Annotated in this window: 14 protein-coding genes and 2 tRNA genes; 13 read left to right on the top strand and 3 right to left on the bottom strand. The window is 52.2% G+C overall.

The features are described 5' to 3' along the window. Nucleotides 1-42 precede the first annotated feature (42 nt). The 12 genes from gcvP to HMPREF2661_RS05665 all read left to right on the top strand — a co-directional run bounded on the left by gcvP (nt 43) and on the right by HMPREF2661_RS05665 (nt 13,235). Nucleotides 43-2,895, top strand: a complete 2,853-nt coding sequence (gene gcvP / locus HMPREF2661_RS05720; RefSeq protein WP_070822695.1) for an aminomethyl-transferring glycine dehydrogenase — start codon at nt 43-45, stop codon at nt 2,893-2,895. Nucleotides 2,896-3,120: 225 nt separating this feature from the next. Beyond that, the gene (gene thiD / locus HMPREF2661_RS05715; RefSeq protein WP_070607028.1) at nt 3,121-3,930 is read left to right on the top strand and encodes a bifunctional hydroxymethylpyrimidine kinase/phosphomethylpyrimidine kinase; all 810 of its coding nucleotides are present in this window, start codon (nt 3,121-3,123) and stop codon (nt 3,928-3,930) included. A gap of 111 nt (nt 3,931-4,041) precedes the next feature. Continuing rightward, a complete protein-coding gene (locus tag HMPREF2661_RS05710; protein WP_049348121.1) occupies nt 4,042-4,461 on the top strand; it encodes an OsmC family protein in 420 nt (139 codons plus the stop codon). Between the two features lie 260 nt (nt 4,462-4,721). After that, complete coding sequence (locus HMPREF2661_RS05705) at nt 4,722-5,435, top strand: GntR family transcriptional regulator (RefSeq protein ID WP_003748847.1); 714 nt, start codon at nt 4,722-4,724, stop codon at nt 5,433-5,435. A gap of 72 nt (nt 5,436-5,507) precedes the next feature. Continuing rightward, entirely contained in the window at nt 5,508-6,287 is a 780-nt protein-coding gene (locus HMPREF2661_RS05700; protein WP_049322527.1) for a DeoR/GlpR family DNA-binding transcription regulator, read from the top strand. 105 nt (nt 6,288-6,392) lie between these two features. After that, on the top strand, nt 6,393-8,081 hold the full coding sequence (locus HMPREF2661_RS05695; protein ID WP_070822693.1) for a glutamine--tRNA ligase/YqeY domain fusion protein: 1,689 nt from the start codon (nt 6,393-6,395) through the stop codon (nt 8,079-8,081). Between the two features lie 83 nt (nt 8,082-8,164). Continuing rightward, nucleotides 8,165-9,067: a DMT family transporter gene (locus HMPREF2661_RS05690; RefSeq protein WP_070822691.1), complete on the top strand. Its 903-nt coding sequence runs from the start codon at nt 8,165-8,167 to the stop codon at nt 9,065-9,067. Between the two features lie 244 nt (nt 9,068-9,311). Beyond that, nucleotides 9,312-10,571: a transcription termination factor Rho gene (gene rho / locus HMPREF2661_RS05685; RefSeq protein WP_003748836.1), complete on the top strand. Its 1,260-nt coding sequence runs from the start codon at nt 9,312-9,314 to the stop codon at nt 10,569-10,571. Between the two features lie 57 nt (nt 10,572-10,628). Then, the gene (locus HMPREF2661_RS05680) at nt 10,629-11,987 is read left to right on the top strand and encodes a deoxyguanosinetriphosphate triphosphohydrolase (protein WP_049322530.1); all 1,359 of its coding nucleotides are present in this window, start codon (nt 10,629-10,631) and stop codon (nt 11,985-11,987) included. Between the two features lie 132 nt (nt 11,988-12,119). Continuing rightward, nucleotides 12,120-12,196, top strand: a tRNA-Arg gene (locus tag HMPREF2661_RS05675). Between the two features lie 12 nt (nt 12,197-12,208). Then, a tRNA-Glu gene (locus HMPREF2661_RS05670) sits at nt 12,209-12,283 on the top strand. Nucleotides 12,284-12,677: 394 nt separating this feature from the next. Then, entirely contained in the window at nt 12,678-13,235 is a 558-nt protein-coding gene (locus HMPREF2661_RS05665) for a hypothetical protein (protein WP_003748832.1), read from the top strand. Between the two features lie 83 nt (nt 13,236-13,318). Here the strand turns inward: HMPREF2661_RS05665 and HMPREF2661_RS05660 are convergent, their stop codons facing one another. The 3 genes from HMPREF2661_RS05660 to HMPREF2661_RS05650 form a co-directional block, all read right to left on the bottom strand. Further along, nucleotides 13,319-14,629 carry an NCS2 family permease gene (locus HMPREF2661_RS05660; RefSeq protein ID WP_049323886.1) on the bottom strand — a complete coding sequence of 437 codons (1,311 nt, stop codon included), beginning with the start codon at nt 14,627-14,629 and terminating at the stop codon, nt 13,319-13,321. 229 nt (nt 14,630-14,858) lie between these two features. After that, nucleotides 14,859-16,181 carry a tRNA (N6-isopentenyl adenosine(37)-C2)-methylthiotransferase MiaB gene (gene miaB, locus HMPREF2661_RS05655; protein ID WP_004519557.1) on the bottom strand — a complete coding sequence of 441 codons (1,323 nt, stop codon included), beginning with the start codon at nt 16,179-16,181 and terminating at the stop codon, nt 14,859-14,861. A 71-nt stretch (nt 16,182-16,252) separates the two neighbouring features. Beyond that, the gene (locus HMPREF2661_RS05650; RefSeq protein ID WP_049323887.1) at nt 16,253-16,648 is read right to left on the bottom strand and encodes a hypothetical protein; all 396 of its coding nucleotides are present in this window, start codon (nt 16,646-16,648) and stop codon (nt 16,253-16,255) included. Nucleotides 16,649-16,846: 198 nt separating this feature from the next. Here HMPREF2661_RS05650 and hemL point away from each other — a divergent pair, with 198 nt between their 5' ends. Further along, nucleotides 16,847-18,130, top strand: coding sequence for a glutamate-1-semialdehyde 2,1-aminomutase (hemL, locus tag HMPREF2661_RS05645; RefSeq protein ID WP_049323888.1), 1,284 nt, complete (start codon nt 16,847-16,849; stop codon nt 18,128-18,130). The last annotated feature ends 60 nt before the right edge of the window (nt 18,131-18,190 follow it).

The raw sequence follows: 18,190 nt of genomic DNA, 5'->3' as shown, positions 1-18,190 counted from the left end.
AGAAAAAACAGTGTTGATATCGATAACACCGAAGGAGTAGAAATGAAACTATCTGAATTGTTCAACCCGAACGAATTTGCTGCGCGCCATTTGAGCTTTGGCGCCGAGGCTGCGCTTTTGGAAGCGCTCGGCGAGAAGAGCATGGATGATTTTGTCGGCAATACCGTGCCGCAAAGCATCCGTATGCCGTCCGAACTCGATTTGCCCGAGGCTTTGACCGAGGCGGACGCGTTGGCGAAATTGAAAGGCATTGCGTCGAAAAACGTGATCAACAAATCCTATATCGGCTTGGGCTATTATCCGACCCGCGTGCCGAACGTGATTTTGCGCAACGTATTGGAAAATCCGGGTTGGTATACCGCCTACACCCCGTATCAGGCGGAAATCGCGCAGGGTCGTTTGGAAGCTTTGTTGAACTTCCAACAAGTGTGTATCGATTTGACCGGTTTCCCTGTGGCAGGCGCGTCTTTGCTGGACGAGGCAACTGCCGCCGCTGAAGCGATGGCGATGGCGCACCGCGTGGGCAAAGTGAAATCCGAGCGTTTCTTTGTGGATGCGCGCGTGTATCCGCAAACTTTGGACGTGATGAAAACCCGCGCCAAATATTTCGGCTTTGAACTGGTGGTCGGCGATTTTGCCCAAGCGGATGAAGGCGAATACTTTGGCGCGCTGTTCCAATACGTCGGCAAAGACGGCGACGTGCAAGACTTGCAGGACGTTATCGGCCGTCTGAAAACAAAAGGCACAATCGTGGCCGTTGCCGCCGACATCATGAGTTTGGTTTTGCTGAAATCACCTGCCGAATTGGGCGCGGATATTGCTTTGGGCAATACCCAGCGCTTCGGCGTACCGATGGGCTTCGGCGGGCCGCACGCCGCTTATTTCGCGTTTAAAGACGAGTTCAAACGTTCTGCTCCGGGTCGCATCATCGGCGTATCCAAAGACGCATCGGGCAAACCTGCCTTACGCATGGCGTTGTCCACCCGCGAGCAACACATCCGCCGCGAAAAAGCGACATCCAATATTTGTACCGCGCAGGCATTGCTGGCGAACTTGGCCGGTATGTACGCCGTTTACCACGGCCCCGAAGGCGTGAAACGCATCGCCAACCGCATTCACGCGCTGGCTTCTGCCTTTGCCGATGCGCTGGTTTCAGACGGCCTGAATGTGGTTCATAAAGTCTTCTTCGATACCGTTACCGTCGATTTCGGCAGCAAAGAGAAAGCAGACCAAGTGTTCGCCGCTGCTTTGGAATCGGGCTACAACCTGCGCCGCGTGAGCGATACTCAAGTTGCGGCAGCCTTCCATGAAACTTCGACACGCGAAGATTTAACCGATTTGTATCGCGCGTTTACCGGTAAGGATACGTTCACATTTGCCGATGATGTCAAAGGCCGTCTGAACACCGAATTGCTGCGTCAAGACGACATTCTGCAACATCCCGTGTTCAACCGTTACCACACCGAACACGAAATGTTGCGCTACCTGAAAAAACTCGAAGACCGCGATTTAGCGATGAACCGCAGCATGATTTCGCTCGGTAGCTGCACCATGAAGCTCAATGCGACTGCGGAAATGTTGCCGATTACTTGGGCAGAGTTCACCGACATCCACCCTTACGCCCCCAAAGACCAAGCCGCAGGCTACCGCGAACTCTTGACCGACATGGAAAACAGCCTGAAAGCCATCACCGGCTTTGACGCGATTTCCTTCCAGCCCAACTCCGGCGCGCAGGGCGAATACAGCGGCATGCTGTCCATCCGCCGCTATCAAGAAGCCAACGGCGAGGGACACCGCAACATCTGCCTGATTCCCAAATCCGCCCACGGCACCAACCCTGCGACTGCGGCCATGCTGGGCTTGAAAGTCGTCGTTGTCGATACCGACGAACATGGCAACGTCAACATCGACGATTTGAAAGCCAAAGCCGAGCAACACCGCGACGCCTTGTCCGCCATCATGATTACCTATCCGTCCACCCACGGCGTGTACGAAGAAGGCATCCGCGACATCTGCCGCATCATCCATGAAAACGGCGGACAGGTTTACATGGACGGCGCCAACCTCAATGCCCAAATCGGCATCATGCAGCCTGCCGAAGTCGGCGCGGACGTGTTGCACATGAACCTGCACAAAACCTTCTGTATCCCTCACGGCGGCGGCGGTCCGGGCGTCGGCCCTATCGGTTTGAAAGCCCACCTTGCCCCATTTGCACCGGGACACGCTTTGACCGACACCCACAGCGCCAGTGCCGACCAAACCGCCGTTGCTGCTGCGGCCTTCGGTTCCGCGTCCATCCTGCCGATTACTTGGATGTACCTGACCATGATGGGCAAACAAGGCATGGAACAGGCGACGCGCTGGGCGTTGCTCAACGCCAACTATGTCGCCAAACGCCTGAGCGAAGACTATCCGATTCTGTATGCAGGCAAAAACGGCCGCGTCGCGCACGAATGTATTGTCGATTTGCGTCCGCTCAAAGCCGAGAGCGGCATCACCGAAACTGACATCGCCAAACGCCTGATGGACTATGGCTTCCACGCGCCGACGGTTTCATTCCCTGTTGCCGGTACGCTGATGATTGAGCCGACCGAGAGTGAAAGCAAAGCCGAACTCGACCGCTTCATCGCCGCACTGAAACAAATCAAACAGGAAGTGCTGAAAGTCGAGCGCGGCGAATGGCCGAAAGACGATAATCCGCTGGTCAACGCCCCACACACCGCCGCCGACGTAACCGGCGAATGGGCGCACCCATATTCCCGCGAAGAAGCTGTCTTCCCATTGCCGTTCGTGCGTGAAAACAAATTCTGGCCGAGTGTGAAACGTTTGGATGAGGTCTATGGCGACCGCAATCTGGTTTGCTCCTGCTTGCCGATTGACGCATACGAAGATTAAGCCTGAATAGGTTTAACATTAAACAGGCCGTTTGAAAATGAAAATAGTTTTCAGACGGCCTTTTGTTTGTTAAGATATTCCGCCCGAGAACGTACGTTTGTTTTGGGTAAAACAACAAATAAGGCTTTCGGAAAGATAGACGGCGCATGACTTTGTTTGCGGATAAAACCAAAACGGCTTTCAACAACGATAAGCAAAAGGCCGTCTGAAAAACAGGAGGACACGATGGATGAACTTTTTATTCAAACGCTGACGATTGCCGGCTCCGATTCCGGCGGCGGCGCAGGCATACAGGCGGATTTGAAGACGTTTCAGATGCGCGGCGTGTTCGGCACCAGCGTACTGACCGCGGTTACCGCACAAAATACTTTGGGCGTATCGGCGGTGCATCCGATACCGACCGACATGATTGCCGCGCAGATTGCCGCGATTCAGGAGGATTTCCACATCCGCGCTTATAAAATCGGCATGCTGGGTACGGCGGAAATCATCGAATGCGTGGCGGAACAAACCGCCGAATGCGACTTCGGCAAACGCGTGTTGGACCCGGTCATGATTGCCAAAGGCGGCGCACCGTTGTTGGAAAACTCAGCCGTCGAAGCCATGAAACGCCTGCTGCTGCCGCATACGGATGTATTGACCCCCAATCTACCCGAAGCGCAGGCCTTGACGGGTATTAATATTGAAAACCGCCAAGATGCGGAACGCGCCGCCAAAATTCTTCAGGATTGGGGTGTGAAAAATGTGGTGATTAAAGGCGGCCATCTTGCCGACAGCCAAAGCGAATATTGCACCGACTGGCTGTTTACGCCATACGAAACCATCGAGCTGAACAGCAAACGTTTCCCAACGCCGCATACGCATGGCACAGGCTGCACGTTTTCTGCCTGCATTACTGCCGAGTTGGCAAAAGGGTTTAGTGTTCCCGAGGCGGTTCAGACGGCAAAAAACTATATTGCCGCCGCCATTTCCCATCCTTTGGGCATCGGGGCAGGGCACGGGCCGGTCAATCATTGGGCGTATCGGGACGAATAACGCGTTCGGCCCGATTGTAATGGATTGTATTTTTCAGACGGCCTGACTAGGTTTATTACTAGGAATTGTTTACAATATCAGATTAATGCTTTTACGGATGAAAAACACACCATGCAAGTGACTTCAAAATGGATAGACGGAATGTGCTTCGTCGGCACAACGGCAAACGGACACAGCGTCGTAATGGAAGGCGCGGCGGCTGAAGGCGAAGTCAAACGCGGCCCCAGCCCGATGGAAATGCTGCTGTTGGGTGTGGCAGGCTGTTCCAGCATCGATGTGGTGATGATTGCCGAGAAACAACGCCAAAAAATCACCGACTGCCGTGCCGAAGTGACTGCCAAACGCGCCGACACCGCGCCGCGCGTGTTTACCGAAATCCATATCCATTTCAAAGTGTATGGTCGGGATTTGCAAGAAAGCGCGATTGAACGCGCCGTACAGATGTCTGCCGAAAAATATTGCTCCGCATCGATTATGCTGGGCAAAGCGGCAAAAATGAGCCACAGCTTCGAAATTGTCGAAGCAGAATAGGGCGGTTTTCAAGGAAAAAGCCGGAGCGTGAACCGGCTACCCACAAAAAAAGCAGATATATTCACGCATTAACATGAATATATCTGCTTGCTTTTTATTCCTTTTTCTCTCTCTCTATCAGCCTTTATAACTTGGCTTGTTGACCTCATTGTGCAAGTTTCGTTTAACATTGTCAACAATTTTTAATTATATTTTAACCAACCCTGAAATATGCAGGTCTGCAAGCCATTGCGCCTCAACACAAATACTGGGGAAACATTATGGATTACGAAAATAATACCAACGTTGCGCCTGCAACTTCATCGCTTATTTTGGAAGAGCGTCACGATTCCGAACTCTTCCGCGTGTACGCATTGATTTTGGACGGCATTACCGACCATCTGCTGCTGCCGGGCAAAAAACTGACCGAGTCCGAGCTGTGCCGGCAAATGGTTTGCTCGCGTAATACCGTGCGTGGCGCATTATCGCTTTTGGCGCACGATAAAATCGTCGATTTGCAGCCCAACCGCGGCGCATTTGTCCATGTGCCGGACTTGAAAGAAATGAAAGACGTGTTCAACACGCGTATCGAAATGGAAAGCATGATTTTGAGCGTCCTCATCGATATGCCTGATTTGGAAACGCGCCTGCAACCGCTTTACGCCATGATTGAGCAAGAGGGTGCAGCCTCCGAAAGCGGCGACCGCGTGGGTTGGAACCGCCTGTCTAATGCCTTCCATGTCGAATTGGCGCGGTTGCTGGACAACGATGTCCTGTTTGAAATCATGAATACCTTGTGCGCACGTTCTTCACTGATTGTGGCCGTTTCCGATCCGCTTCGCAAAGAAAAGCGTACCATCAATTCCAATTCGCACCATGAACACCGAGAAATCCTCGATTTATTGGTGGCCGGCAAGCGTAACCGTGTGACCAAAGTCATGCGCCGCCACTTGAGCGCGTGCATCGAACGCTTGGAACAGAAACTCGAAATGTAATCGGTTTGACAATAAAAAGGCCGTCTGAAATATTCAGACGGCCATTGGTTTATCCCTGCAAAGCAAAACGCCATGAAACCCAAAATCCAAAGACACGAACATATCCTCACCCTTATCCGCGAACATAACTTCATGACGGTGGAAGAGCTGGCGGCGAATTTGGATGTGACGCCGCAAACCATACGCCGCGATGTGCAGGAATTGAGCGAAACCGGACAGCTCAAACGCTATCACGGCGGCGCATCTTTGGGCGACGTTTCAGTCGTAACGGCAGGGCAGGAGCGGCGCAACCATCAGCAGCAGGAAAAAAACGCCATTGCCCGGCTGATTGCTTCCACCATTCCCGACAATGCCTCACTGTTTATCAGCATCGGTACAACCATGGAAGCCGTCGCCGCCGAGTTGGTCAGACAGCGTAAAAACCTGCGGATTATCACCAACAATATCTACGCCGCCTCCATCACTGCGGCGCGTACCGACTACACGGTTATCATCGCTTCCGGCGTGGTCCGCCCCTTGGACGGCGGCATTACGGGTGTGGCGACCGTCGATTTCATCAACCAATTCAAAGTCGACTATGCCATCATGAGTACCCACGGCATAGAAAACGACGGCTCGCTTTTGGATGACGATTACAAGGAAGTCAGCGTCATGCAGGCGATGGTGAACAATGCCCGCGTGCGCTATCTCGGCGTCGACCACAGCAAGTTCAACAGCAATGCCTTGGTCAGACTGGGCGATATCGGCGCATTCGATAAGCTGTTTACCGACCGCACACCATCTGCCGCCATGCAGAAAACCCTAAACGAGCGCGGCGTGGCGTGGCAGGTTGTCGACCCTGTATCAAAGTAGCCAAGTCGGGTACAATTGAGCCATCATTCCATTCCTTTCAGACGGCCTGATTGAATGCCCAGGCCGTCTGAAAACAGAAAATCATCTTTCCATCAAAGAAATATTATGTTGAATAAAGACCAATTCGCGGACAACCATTTCATCCGCACCATCATTGAAGAAGACTTAAAAAGCGGCAAACACGAAGCCATCCAAACCCGCTTCCCGCCCGAACCCAACGGCTACCTGCACATCGGCCACGCCAAATCCATCTGCCTGAACTTCGGTTTGGCTTATATTTACGACGGCTTGTGCAACCTGCGTTTCGATGACACCAACCCCGAAAAAGAAAACGACGAATACGTCAACGCCATCAAAGAAGACGTCGAGTGGCTCGGTTTCCATTGGGCGGGCGAGCCGCGTTTCGCTTCCAATTATTTCGACCAGCTGTATGACTACGCCGTCGGCTTAATCAAAGACGGCAAAGCATATGTCGATGATTTGACGCCCGAAGAAATGCGCGAATACCGCGGTACGCTGACCGAGGCGGGTAAAAACAGCCCTTACCGCGACCGCAGTATCGAAGAAAACCTCGACCTGTTTACGCGCATGAAAAACGGCGAATTTCCAGACGGCAGCAAAACCCTGCGCCTGAAAATCGACATGGCTTCAGGCAATATCAATATGCGCGACCCCGTCATCTACCGCATCCGCCGTGCCCATCACCACAACACCGGCGACAAATGGTGCATCTACCCGATGTACGACTACACGCATTGCATTTCCGATGCCATCGAAGGCATCACGCATTCCTTGTGTACGCTCGAATTTGAAGCCCACCGTCCGTTGTACGACTGGGTGTTGGACAACATCCCTGCGCCGCACGCCACGCGTCCGCGCCAATACGAGTTTTCCCGTTTGGAGCTTCTGTATTCCATCACGTCCAAACGCAAGCTGAACCAACTGGTTTCAGAAGGCCATGTTTCCGGCTGGGACGATCCGCGTATGCCGACCATTTCCGGTATGCGCCGCCGCGGCTACACGCCCGAAGGCCTGCGCCTGTTTGCCAAACGCGCCGGTATTTCCAAATCTGAAAACGTGGTCGATATGAGCGTGTTGGAAGGTGCGATTCGCGAAGAGCTGGAAAACTCCGCCCCGCGCCTGATGGCGGTTTTGAATCCGCTCAAAGTGACCCTGACCAACTTTGAAGCCGGCAAAACCCAAAGCCGCCGTGCCGCGTTCCATCCGAACCACGAAGAAATGGGCGATCGCGAAGTGCCTGTTTCACAAACCATCTACATCGAAGCCGACGACTTTGCCGAAAATCCGCCCAAAGGCTTCAAACGCCTGATTCCCGGCGGCGAAGTGCGTTTGCGCCACGGCTATGTCATCAAGTGCGACGAAGTAGTAAAAGACGAGGCAGGCAATGTGGTTGAACTCAAATGCAGCATCGACCACGATACCTTGGGCAAAAATCCCGAAGGCAGAAAAGTCAAAGGCGTGATTCATTGGGTTTCTGCCGAACACGCAGCAGAAATCAAAGTCCGCCTGTACGACCGCCTCTTTACCGTCGAGCGTCCCGATGCCGTGCGCGGCGAAGACGGCAATTACCTGCCGTTTACCGATTTCCTCAATCCAGAATCCATTAAGGAAATCACTGCTTACGCCGAACCTGTCGCAAAAAATTTGCCGGCAGAAAGCCGTTGGCAGTTCGAGCGTATCGGCTATTTTGTGACCGACCGCAAAGACCACAGCAAAGACACGCCGGTGTTCAACCGCACGGTGACGTTGAAAGATTCTTGGCAGCCTAAGTAATCTGTTTGCAGTCGTTAAATTGAAGGCCGTCTGAAAACGTGAAATCGGGTTTTCAGACGGCCTTTGTCGATAAAAGGGATGAGATGGAACGTTATTCTGTACATTTGAAACTGCTGGGAATGGCGGTGTTGTGGGGTGCGTCCTGGCCGATGGGGCGGATGTTGGGGCAGTCGCTGCCGCCGTTGACGGGCGGGGCGGTTCGGTTTGTACTGGCTTCGGTTTTGTTGTTGGGCTGGTTGTTTGCGCGCAGCAGATTTGCGACTTTGGCGGCTTTATCGGCACGGCAATGGCTGGGTTTGACGGTGGCTGCTTCCGTCGGCGTGTGCGGCTATGCGGTGTTTTTTATGCTGGGTCTGCAGACTATGCCGGCAGGCAAGGCGGCGGTGGTTGTGGCGGTGAATCCCGTGTTGACGCTGCTGTTGGCAACTTGGTTTTTCGGTGAGCGTCTAAACGCGAAGATTTTGGCGGGTATGCTGCTGGCGGTCGGCGGTGCCATTATGGTGGTAACGCAAGGGCAGCCGTTGACGGTATTGTCGGGCGGCATCAAGGCGGGGGAGTGGCTGATTTTCGGCTGCGTGGTCTGTTGGGCGGCTTATACCTTAATCGGTCGCGCGGTTTTGCGCGGGATAGATGCGCTGACGGTAACGACGGCAACGTCGTTTATTGGTGCGTTGATGTTGTCGGTGGTGGCGTTGTGGACGGACGGAATGCCGTTTGAGGCGATAGCGGCAATGGATGGGCGCGGTTGGACGGCCTTGGCATGGCTGGTTATCGGTGCGACGGTATTGGCCTATGCGTGGTATTTCGAAGGCGTAAAGACTTTGGGTGCAGGCAGCGCGGCGGCGTATATTACGCTTGTGCCGATTTTCGGTGTGCTGTCTTCGGCGTGGGTTTTGGGCGAACCGTTGCATATTTCGCTGGTTGCGGGCTGCGCGGCGGCGGTCGGCGGCATGACGCTGATGCGGTACGGACAAAAGGCCGTCTGAAGTTGGGTAAATACTCGGATTTTTGGCGATAGGGTTGCGATTGCCAAGCTGTTGCCGGCCATAATCTTATTGTAGGGTAAGATTATGGTCTCGGCTCAGTGTTCGATTTAAAAATTTGACACCCTGCCTCCAACTGCCTAAAATTCAACTTTCTCAAAAATCTACCGTATCCTGCGGCACGATTTCATACTTTCAGACGGCCTGTGTGCCATCTCTCTGATACCATCCAAAATATATCAATACTATGCACGTTTCAGAACTCCAAACCCTCCACATTTCCAAACTCTTGGAAATGGCAGAAGAACATGGCATTGAAAACGCCAACCGTTTCCGCAAACAAGACCTCGTTTTTGCCATCGTCCGCCAGATGATGAAGCAGAATGTCAGCTTTACCTGTTCGGGTACACTGGAAATCCTGCCTGACGGCTTCGGTTTCCTGCGCAGCGCAGATACTTCTTATCTTGCCGGTCCTGACGATATTTATGTTTCTCCCACGCAAATCCGCCGCTTCAATCTGCACACCGGCGACACCATCGAAGGCAGCGTGCGTGTGCCGAAAGACAACGAGCGCTATTTCGCGCTTGTCCGCCTCGACACCATCAACGGCGATCCGCCCGAAGTCTGCAAACACAAAATTCTTTTTGAAAACCTCACGCCTTTATTCCCAACCGAACAATTCAAACTCGAGCGCGACATCAAAGCCGAAGAGAATCTGACCGGCCGCGCCATCGACTTGGTTTCCCCGATCGGTAAAGGCCAACGTGCATTGTTGGTGGCGCCGCCTAAAACCGGTAAAACCGTAATGTTGCAAAACATTGCCCACGCCATTACCGCCAATTATCCCGATGTCGAGCTGATTGTCCTGTTGATTGACGAGCGTCCGGAAGAAGTAACCGAAATGAGCCGTTCTGTACGCGGCGAAGTCGTTTCCTCTACGTTTGACGAACCTGCGCAACGCCATGTACAAGTGGCCGAGATGGTGATTGAAAAAGCCAAACGTATGGTCGAACACAAAAAAGACGTGGTTATCCTACTGGATTCGATTACCCGTTTGGCTCGTGCCTACAATACCGTTGTGCCGACTTCGGGCAAAATTCTGACCGGCGGTGTCGATGCCAATGCTTTGCACCGTCCGAAACGCTTCTTCGGTGCCGCGCGTAATGTTGAAGAAGGCGGTTCGCTTACCATTATTGCGACAGCGCTTGTTGAAACCGGCAGCCGCATGGACGACGTGATTTACGAAGAGTTCAAAGGTACGGGCAATATGGAATTGCACCTTGACCGCCGCATGGCAGAAAAACGCCTGTTCCCGGCCATCAGCATCAATAAATCCGGTACGCGCCGCGAAGAATTGCTGGTGCCGAACGATCAGTTGCAGCGCATGTGGCTCTTGCGTAAATTCCTCCATCCGATGGACGAAATCGAAGCGACCGAGTTTTTGGTGGGCAAACTCAAAGACTCCAAAAACAATGACGATTTCTTTGAATTGATGCGCGGTAAATAAGCATAAGGCCGTCTGAATATGTTTCAGACGGCCTTTGCTTCATTTTAGGAAACGCTTATGAATACCCGAATGAATTGGCAAAACTTATTGTCCACCCAACGCTTCCGTCCCCAAAACGGCGAAATCGTGCCGACCGTTACCCCTTCGACTCAGGAAGGTGCCGATGCCTTGCGTACGGATTTTCACATCGATTACGACCGGGTTGTTTTTTCCGGAGCCTTTCGCCGCCTTGGCCGAAAAACGCAAGTGCATCCGCTGGCGCAACACGATTTGACGCACAACCGCCTGACGCACAGCGTTGAAGTTGCCAGCGTGGGCAGGAGCTTGGGCAACCGCGTGGGCGTGATGTTGCACAACGGCGGTTTTTTGCCGCAGGGCAATACGCCCAGCGATATTGGTGCCGTGGTGCAGGTTGCCTGTTTGGCGCATGATTTGGGCAATCCGCCGTTTGGCCATACCGGCGAAGATGCTTTGCGTGATTGGTTCAGACGGCCTGAACATCAAATTTATCTGAACACATTAAACGAAGCGGAACGCAACGATATTCAAACCTATGAAGGCAATGCGCATAGCCTGCGTATCGTCGCCAGTCTTGAAATGTATCCCGAGGCGGGCGGAATGCGCCTGACTGCGGCAGCCATCGGCGCATTGTTGAAGTATCCGTGGACAACGCAACATCCGAACGGCAGAAAGAAATTCAATATTTATCAAACCGAGTTGCCGTTTATCCGTCAAGTTGCCGACGAATTGGGGCTGGTTTCCGCAGGAGCAGACAGCTGGGCGCGTCATCCTTTGTCTTATTTGATGGAGGCCGCCGACGATATTTGCTATGCCTTGCTGGACTTGGAAGATGCCGTCGAATTGGATTTGCTCACGGATACGGAAGTAGAAAGTATTTTGTCCGAGCTGACCTTTGCCGAAAGCGCATGGCACGCCAGCTCCAGCCGTCAGCGTTGCGCCATGTTGCGCGGCATTGCGATTGGTAAGGCGATTGATGATGTCGCGCAAACCTTTATGCTGCATCAGTCCGACTTGTTGGACGGAACATTCAAAGGCAAAGATTTGCTTGCTCTGTGTAGCCCGCAAGTGCAAAACACTTTGGCAAAAGCAAAAGAATTGGCGCAAACACGGATTTTCCGCCATCACACCAAGCTCTTGACCGAAATCGCCACGTTCCCATGCTTAGGCTCCATCTTGGATTTGCTTGTCCCTGCCGCTTATGCCCTGATTGCTGAAAAACAGTTGGCAACGCGTCAGTCTCTGGCATTGGAATTATTGAAAAAGCACAATCCGATTCTTCCTGAAGACAGTCTGTATCAGGCCTATATGAAGATTTTGGATTTTGTTGGTGGCATGACCGATAACTCCGCCGCCAAAATGGCGCAGGATTTGTCAGGAGTAGGGATTTTACGTTAATTTTATATTGTTTAATTTCAAATAGTTAAATAAAAATATAAAAAATATCCGTGAAAAGGGTAGACAGGTTTCAGTAAAGCCTATATTATTCGGTCTTCTTGATTCACAACGCACTAGCGAAGTGATGAGGATGCACCCGTAGCTCAGTTGGATAGAGTATCTGGCTACGAACCAGAGGGTCGGGCGTTCGAATCGCTCCGGGTGCGCCACAAGATTTATCCGCGCCCATCGTCTAGCGGTTAGGACATCGCCCTTTCACGGCGGTAACCGGGGTTCGATTCCCCGTGGGCGTGCCAGTTTTCAAAAAAACGCAATCTGTTTCAGATTGCGTTTTTTTATTGCATTTACTGTTTGTGTTCTAGGGCCGTCTGAAACGCTTAGCAACTCAAGAGACAGAAGTGTGTAAAATCAATTGCCCAGACTTTTTGTCATTTCTATGCGTTTTTCAATCTTATTTTACTATTGTCAAAACCCGATTTATTGACAAGAGTATTCATCTTAAAAATTCCCAAACCTGAATTTACATGATTTCATATTCATAATTTCTTGATTTTAGAAAATAAAAATATTTATTTGAACTTTTCTTAAAAAATGCCGTCTGAAATAAAGACAAGACGGAATATCTCTGTTAATGTGTAAATGTCAGCCGGCGTTTGCCGGTTTTTTATTGAAACCATTTGGGAGTCAATTATGAATATGAATGTTAAATTAATCGTTCCTGCCGTTTTGGCGGCTGTTGCCCTGACTGCATGTAGCAGCGGTTCTAAAGCCAAACCTGAAGCCAAAGCTGCGCCTACTGCGCAACAACAAACTCAAGCTCAGGCTCAACAAGCTCAAGCTCCAGTACCTAATACTTTGAAAGTAGACTCTATCGACGGTACTAAAGAAGTTCACTACAAATGCGGTAAAGACGGCAAAGAGCCTCTGAGCGTCATGTACGGCTTCAAAGGCAACGAAGTTGTTGCCGCCCAAGTAAAATACAAAGGCCAAGTCACTGAAAACCTGTTCCGTATCACTGACAGCAGCAAAGATGTAAACGCATTCTGGGGCGGCAACGTTGCTTGGATTGCTGAAGCAGCTACTGCAGCCAACGTGGACAAAGTTGACGGCAACATGCTGACTATCCGCGGTACTACCGAAGTAAACGGCAAACAAGAAGTGGTTGACCAAATCGCTACCCGTTTCTGCGTATTGGACAAAGGCGCGAAAGCTGCCGCTAAACCAGCCGCTAAAAAAGTGAAAAAATAATCTTTGCCGACAGCTTTAAACGCTGGGCAAAATAAAACAGGCCGTCTGAAAACTTTTCAGACGGCCTGTTTTTTTGGGGTGGTTTAACCCAAGAACCAGAATTTCAATGCCCACAATACGGCGACAATCCATACCATAGGCGGTACGTCTTGGGTGCGGTTGCACAAGAGTTTGATGAGTGCGTAGCTGATAAAGCCGAACGCAATACCGTCGGCAATCGAGTAGGTAAACGGCATGAAGACGATGGTCAGGAATGCCGGTGCGGCTTCGGTCATGTCGTCCCAATCGATTTCGCGCGCGCTGCGCAACATTTGCGCGCCAACATAGAGCAGGGCGGGAGCGGTAGCGAATGCAGGAATGCTTTGAACCAGCGGCGAGAAAATCAGACAGGCCAGCATCAGGACGCCGACGGTAACGGCAGTCAGGCCGGTGCGGCCGCCGGCAGAAACACCTGCCGCGCTTTCAACGTAAGGGGTGGTAGAAGACGTACCCAAGGCGGCGCCGGCGACGATGGCGGTTGAGTCGGCAAGCAGGGCGCGTTTCAAACGCGGCAGTTTGCCGTCTTGCAACAGGCCTGCGCGGTGGGAAACGCCGACCAAGGTGCCGGTAGAGTCAAACAGGTCAACCAGGAAGAATACAAAAATCACGCTGACCATGCTGACGGTAAACAAGCCTTTGAAGTCCATCTGCATGAAAGTCGGCGCAATGCTTGGGACTTCGCCGACCACGCCTTTGAACTCGCTCAAGCCCAAGACGGTGGAGATGGCGGTCAGCATCAGAATGGTAATGATGATGGAGCCTTTGACGCGGAAGTGGCCGAGTGCAACCACCATGACAAAGCCTGCCATCGCCAGCAGGGCGGTAGGTTGGTGGATGTCGCCCAAGCCGACCAATGTGGCAGGATTGGCCACAATCACGCCCGCGCCTTTGAGCGCAATCAATGCCAAGAAGAGGCCGATACCTGCGGCAATCGACATTTTCAAGCCCATAGGCAGGGCGTTGACCAGCATTTCACGCACTTTAAAGAAGCTGAACAGGATGAAAATGATGCCGGAAATGAAAACGGCACCCAAAGCCACACGCCAGTCCACGCCCATGCCTTTGACGACGGCAAAGGTAAAGTAGGCGTTCAAACCCATGCCCGGCGCGAGGGCGATCGGGTAGTTGCCGACAAAGCCCATCACGAAACAGCCGATGGCGGAGGCGATACAGGTGGCCACAAATACTGCGCCCATATCCATGCCGGTTTCGCCCAAAATCAGGGGGTTGACGATGATGATGTAGCACATGGCGAGGAAGGTGGTCAAACCGGCCATGATTTCAGTGCGGACGTTGGTCTGATTGGCACTCAGGTTGAACAATCGTTCCAAAACGCTTTGATTTGAAGAACTCATTTAAAAATATTCCTTTTGGGAAAGCCGCCTGCGGGACGGCATCGTCGGATTGGTCTGCAAAAAGTTTGGTTTTTGGCCTTAACTTCTCAACAGATAAGGGAATTTTCGGGCGGTATTATACTGAAAAGCCTTTTGTTCGGGTAATAAAAATACATGAATCAGATAATGCCGTGCCGAACCAAGATAAAGGCCGTCTGAACAGTTTCAGACGGCCTTTGTTTGCGTGTGCTTATACCGGTTTGCCTTTCAGGGAGAAGGTGTAGGCTTCGGTGATTTCCAAATCGATCATTTGGTTGATCATGTCGGGTGTGCCGGTAAAGTTGACCACGCGGTTGTTGGCGGTACGGGCTTGCAGTTGGTCGGGGTCTTTTTTGGAGATGCCTTCGACCAAGCAGCGTTGAACCGTGCCTACCATGGTTTGGTTGATGCGCGCGGTTTCGGCTTCGATGACTTCGTTCAAAGCTTCGAGGCGGCGTACTTTTTCTTCGTGCGGCGTATCGTCGTGTAGGTTGGCGGCAGGCGTACCGGGGCGCGGACTGTAAATAAAGACGAAGCTCAAGTCAAAGGCGATGTCTTTGACCAGTTTCAAGGTTTGCTCGAACTCGCGCTCGGTCTCGCCCGGGAAGCCGACGATAAAGTCGGAGCTGAGGCACAAATCAGGACGGATGGCACGTAGCTTGCGGATGATGGATTTGTATTCCAAGGCGGTGTAACCGCGTTTCATCGCGCTCAATACGCGGTCGGAACCGCTTTGAATCGGCAGGTGCAGGTGGGAAACCAGCTTGGGCAGGTCGCGGTAGCACTCGATAATCGCGTCGGTAAATTCGCGCGGATGGCTGGTGGTAAAGCGCAGGCGTTCGATACCGGGGATTTCGTGGACGATGCGCAACAAAGTGGCAAAGTCGCAGATTTCGCCATTTTCCATTTCGCCGCGATAGGCATTGACGTTCTGACCTAAGAGGTTGATTTCTTTAACGCCTTGTTGTGCCAAACCGGCAATCTCGGTCAATACGTCGTTGAGCGGGCGGGAGAATTCTTCGCCGCGGGTGTAAGGGACGACGCAGTAAGAGCAGTATTTGGAACAGCCTTCCATAATGGAAATGAATGCCGAGCCGCCTTCTACGCGCGCAGGCGGCAGGTGGTCGAATTTCTCGATTTCGGGGAAGGAAATGTCGATTTGAGACAGGCCGGTAGTTTCTTTATCGACGATGAGTTTAGGCAGACGGTGCAGCGTTTGCGGGCCGAAAACCACGTCCACATACGGAGCGCGTTTGACGATGTTTTCGCCTTCTTGCGAGGCAACGCAGCCGGCAACGCCGATGATTACGTTTGGGTTTTTCTCTTTGAGTGGGCGTACACGGCCTAAGTCGGAGAAGACTTTCTCTTGCGCTTTTTCACGCACGGAGCAGGTGTTGAACAAGATGATGTCGGCGTCGTCAGGTTGGGTAACCTGCTCGATGCCGCCGTGTTCTTCGGCGAGGACGGACAGCATTTTTTCGCTGTCGTACTCGTTCATTTGGCACCCGAAGGTGCGGATAAATACTTTTTTCATGGTTTGTTTTGATTGATTTGCTTGTTGTAAAAGGGTTCAGACGGCCTGTGAATACCCGGGCCGTCTGAAAGTTATTCTTCCGCCTGTTTTTGCACTTTGGCGTGTGCGGCAAACCTGTCGGCCTCGGCGTCGGTCAGAATCCAGATTTCGCGGACGAGGCGGCTCTCTTCGTTGTATTTGAACGCGACGGCTTTGCCGGTTTGATTCAGCAGGCGGCCCATAGGAATGAAACGGTCGTTTTCATCGTGGATTTTGGTGAAGCGGGTGATTTGCAGTTTGGCCGCATTGCCGTCCACAATGCCCAAGGTCAGTAGGCGCGTCCAAGAAAAACCGCCTTTGCTGACTTTCAGATAAGGCAGATCGACAGTTTTTAAAACGGCCACGTCCATATCGTCGGGCAGGCTGCGTTGTGCATGGACGAGGGAGGACGCCAAAAGGGCGAGGCTGAGTATGAATCCGCGTAACATGATGCTTTTCTTTTATTGTTTCAATAGGTCGCGGATTATAGCACAAGCAGGAAAAATGTGGATAGAGTGTTTGTTTTTAAAGAATAATTTTGATTTTGCGCCCGATTCTTATTTTGAAGCTTGGGCCGTCTGAAAAGGATTTAGTGTTAAAATGGCATCAATTTGATTTTCAGACGACCTCTTACGAAAGAATTGACCATGAACCGTAATGAAAGCTTGTTCAACCGCGCCAAAGCCATTATTCCCGGCGGCGTAAACTCTCCTGTGCGCGCATTCGGCAGCGTCGGCGGCGTACCGCGTTTTATCAAAAAGGCAGAAGGTGCGTATGTTTGGGACGAAAACGGCACGCGTTATACCGACTATGTCGGCTCTTGGGGCCCTGCGATTGTCGGCCATGCCCATCCTGAAGTCATTGAAGCTGTGCGCGAGGCGGCATTGGGCGGTTTGTCGTTTGGTGCGCCGACTGAAGGCGAAATTGTCATTGCCGAAGAAATCGCCAAAATCATGCCGTCGGTCGAGCAGCTGCGCCTTGTCAGCTCCGGCACGGAAGCAACGATGACCGCCATCCGTCTGGCACGCGGTTTTACCGGCCGTGACAAAATCATCAAGTTTGAAGGCTGCTACCACGGTCATTCCGACAGCCTGTTGGTGAAAGCAGGCAGCGGTCTGCTGACGTTTGGCAATCCTTCTTCCGCCGGTGTGCCTGCCGATTTTACCAAACACACTTTGGTACTCGAATACAACAATATCGCCCAACTGGAAGAAGCCTTTGCTCAAAGCGGCAATGACATTGCCTGTGTGATTTTGGAGCCTTTTGTCGGCAATATGAATCTGGTTAGGCCGTCTGAAGCCTTTGTCAAAGCCTTGCGCGAATTGACTGAAAAACACGGTGCCGTATTGATTTACGACGAAGTGATGACCGGCTTCCGCGTGGCGCTGGGCGGCGCGCAATCTTTGCACGGCATCAAACCCGATTTGACCACCATGGGCAAAGTAATCGGCGGCGGCATGCCTTTGGCGGCGTTCGGCGGCCGTAAAGACATTATGGAATGCATTTCCCCCTTAGGCGGTGTGTATCAGGCAGGTACATTGTCCGGCAATCCGATTGCGGTTGCAGCTGGTTTGAAAACGTTGGAAATCATTCAGCGCGAAGGCTTCTATGAAAACCTGACTGCCCTGACTCAACGCCTTGCCAACGGTATGGCCGATGCGGCCAAAGCGCACGGCGTTGAATTTACGGCCGACAGCGTGGGCGGCATGTTCGGTCTGTATTTTGCCAACCATGCACCGCAAAACTACGCTGATATGGCGCGTTCCAATATTGAAGGTTTCAAATATTTCTTCCACGGTATGCTCGACCGCAATGTTGCCTTCGGCCCGTCCGCTTATGAAGCCGGCTTTGTTTCCGCCGCGCATACGCCTGAGCTGATTGACGAAACCATTGTTGCGGCACACGAAGTGTTCAAAGAAATGGCGAAATAAAAGTTAAAGCTGTCATGTGAAAAAAGGCCGTCTGAAAAATATTCAGACGGCCTTTCGCTA

The organism is Neisseria sp. HMSC061B04 (assembly GCF_001836705.1).
In the GTDB taxonomy this organism is placed as follows: Bacteria; Pseudomonadota; Gammaproteobacteria; order Burkholderiales; family Neisseriaceae; genus Neisseria.
The sequence above is the reverse complement of the archived record's forward strand: the minus strand, read 5'-3'. Positions and strand labels throughout refer to the sequence as shown.

Bases quoted from the DNA above. Each gene is read 5' to 3' on its own strand.
- HMPREF2661_RS05680 (WP_049322530.1), top strand. From the start codon at position 10,629: ATGAATACCCGAATGAATTGGCAAAACTTATTGTCCACCCAACGCTTC.
- hemL (WP_049323888.1), top strand. From the start codon at position 16,847: ATGAACCGTAATGAAAGCTTGTTCAACCGCGCCAAAGCCATTATTCCC.
- HMPREF2661_RS05665 (WP_003748832.1), top strand. From the start codon at position 12,678: ATGAATATGAATGTTAAATTAATCGTTCCTGCCGTTTTGGCGGCTGTT.
- HMPREF2661_RS05650 (WP_049323887.1), bottom strand. From the start codon at position 16,648: ATGTTACGCGGATTCATACTCAGCCTCGCCCTTTTGGCGTCCTCCCTC.
- HMPREF2661_RS05700 (WP_049322527.1), top strand. From the start codon at position 5,508: ATGAAACCCAAAATCCAAAGACACGAACATATCCTCACCCTTATCCGC.
- HMPREF2661_RS05690 (WP_070822691.1), top strand. From the start codon at position 8,165: ATGGAACGTTATTCTGTACATTTGAAACTGCTGGGAATGGCGGTGTTG.
- HMPREF2661_RS05705 (WP_003748847.1), top strand. From the start codon at position 4,722: ATGGATTACGAAAATAATACCAACGTTGCGCCTGCAACTTCATCGCTT.
- thiD (WP_070607028.1), top strand. From the start codon at position 3,121: ATGGATGAACTTTTTATTCAAACGCTGACGATTGCCGGCTCCGATTCC.
- HMPREF2661_RS05695 (WP_070822693.1), top strand. From the start codon at position 6,393: ATGTTGAATAAAGACCAATTCGCGGACAACCATTTCATCCGCACCATC.
- miaB (WP_004519557.1), bottom strand. From the start codon at position 16,181: ATGAAAAAAGTATTTATCCGCACCTTCGGGTGCCAAATGAACGAGTAC.
- HMPREF2661_RS05660 (WP_049323886.1), bottom strand. From the start codon at position 14,629: ATGAGTTCTTCAAATCAAAGCGTTTTGGAACGATTGTTCAACCTGAGT.
- gcvP (WP_070822695.1), top strand. From the start codon at position 43: ATGAAACTATCTGAATTGTTCAACCCGAACGAATTTGCTGCGCGCCAT.
- rho (WP_003748836.1), top strand. From the start codon at position 9,312: ATGCACGTTTCAGAACTCCAAACCCTCCACATTTCCAAACTCTTGGAA.
- HMPREF2661_RS05710 (WP_049348121.1), top strand. From the start codon at position 4,042: ATGCAAGTGACTTCAAAATGGATAGACGGAATGTGCTTCGTCGGCACA.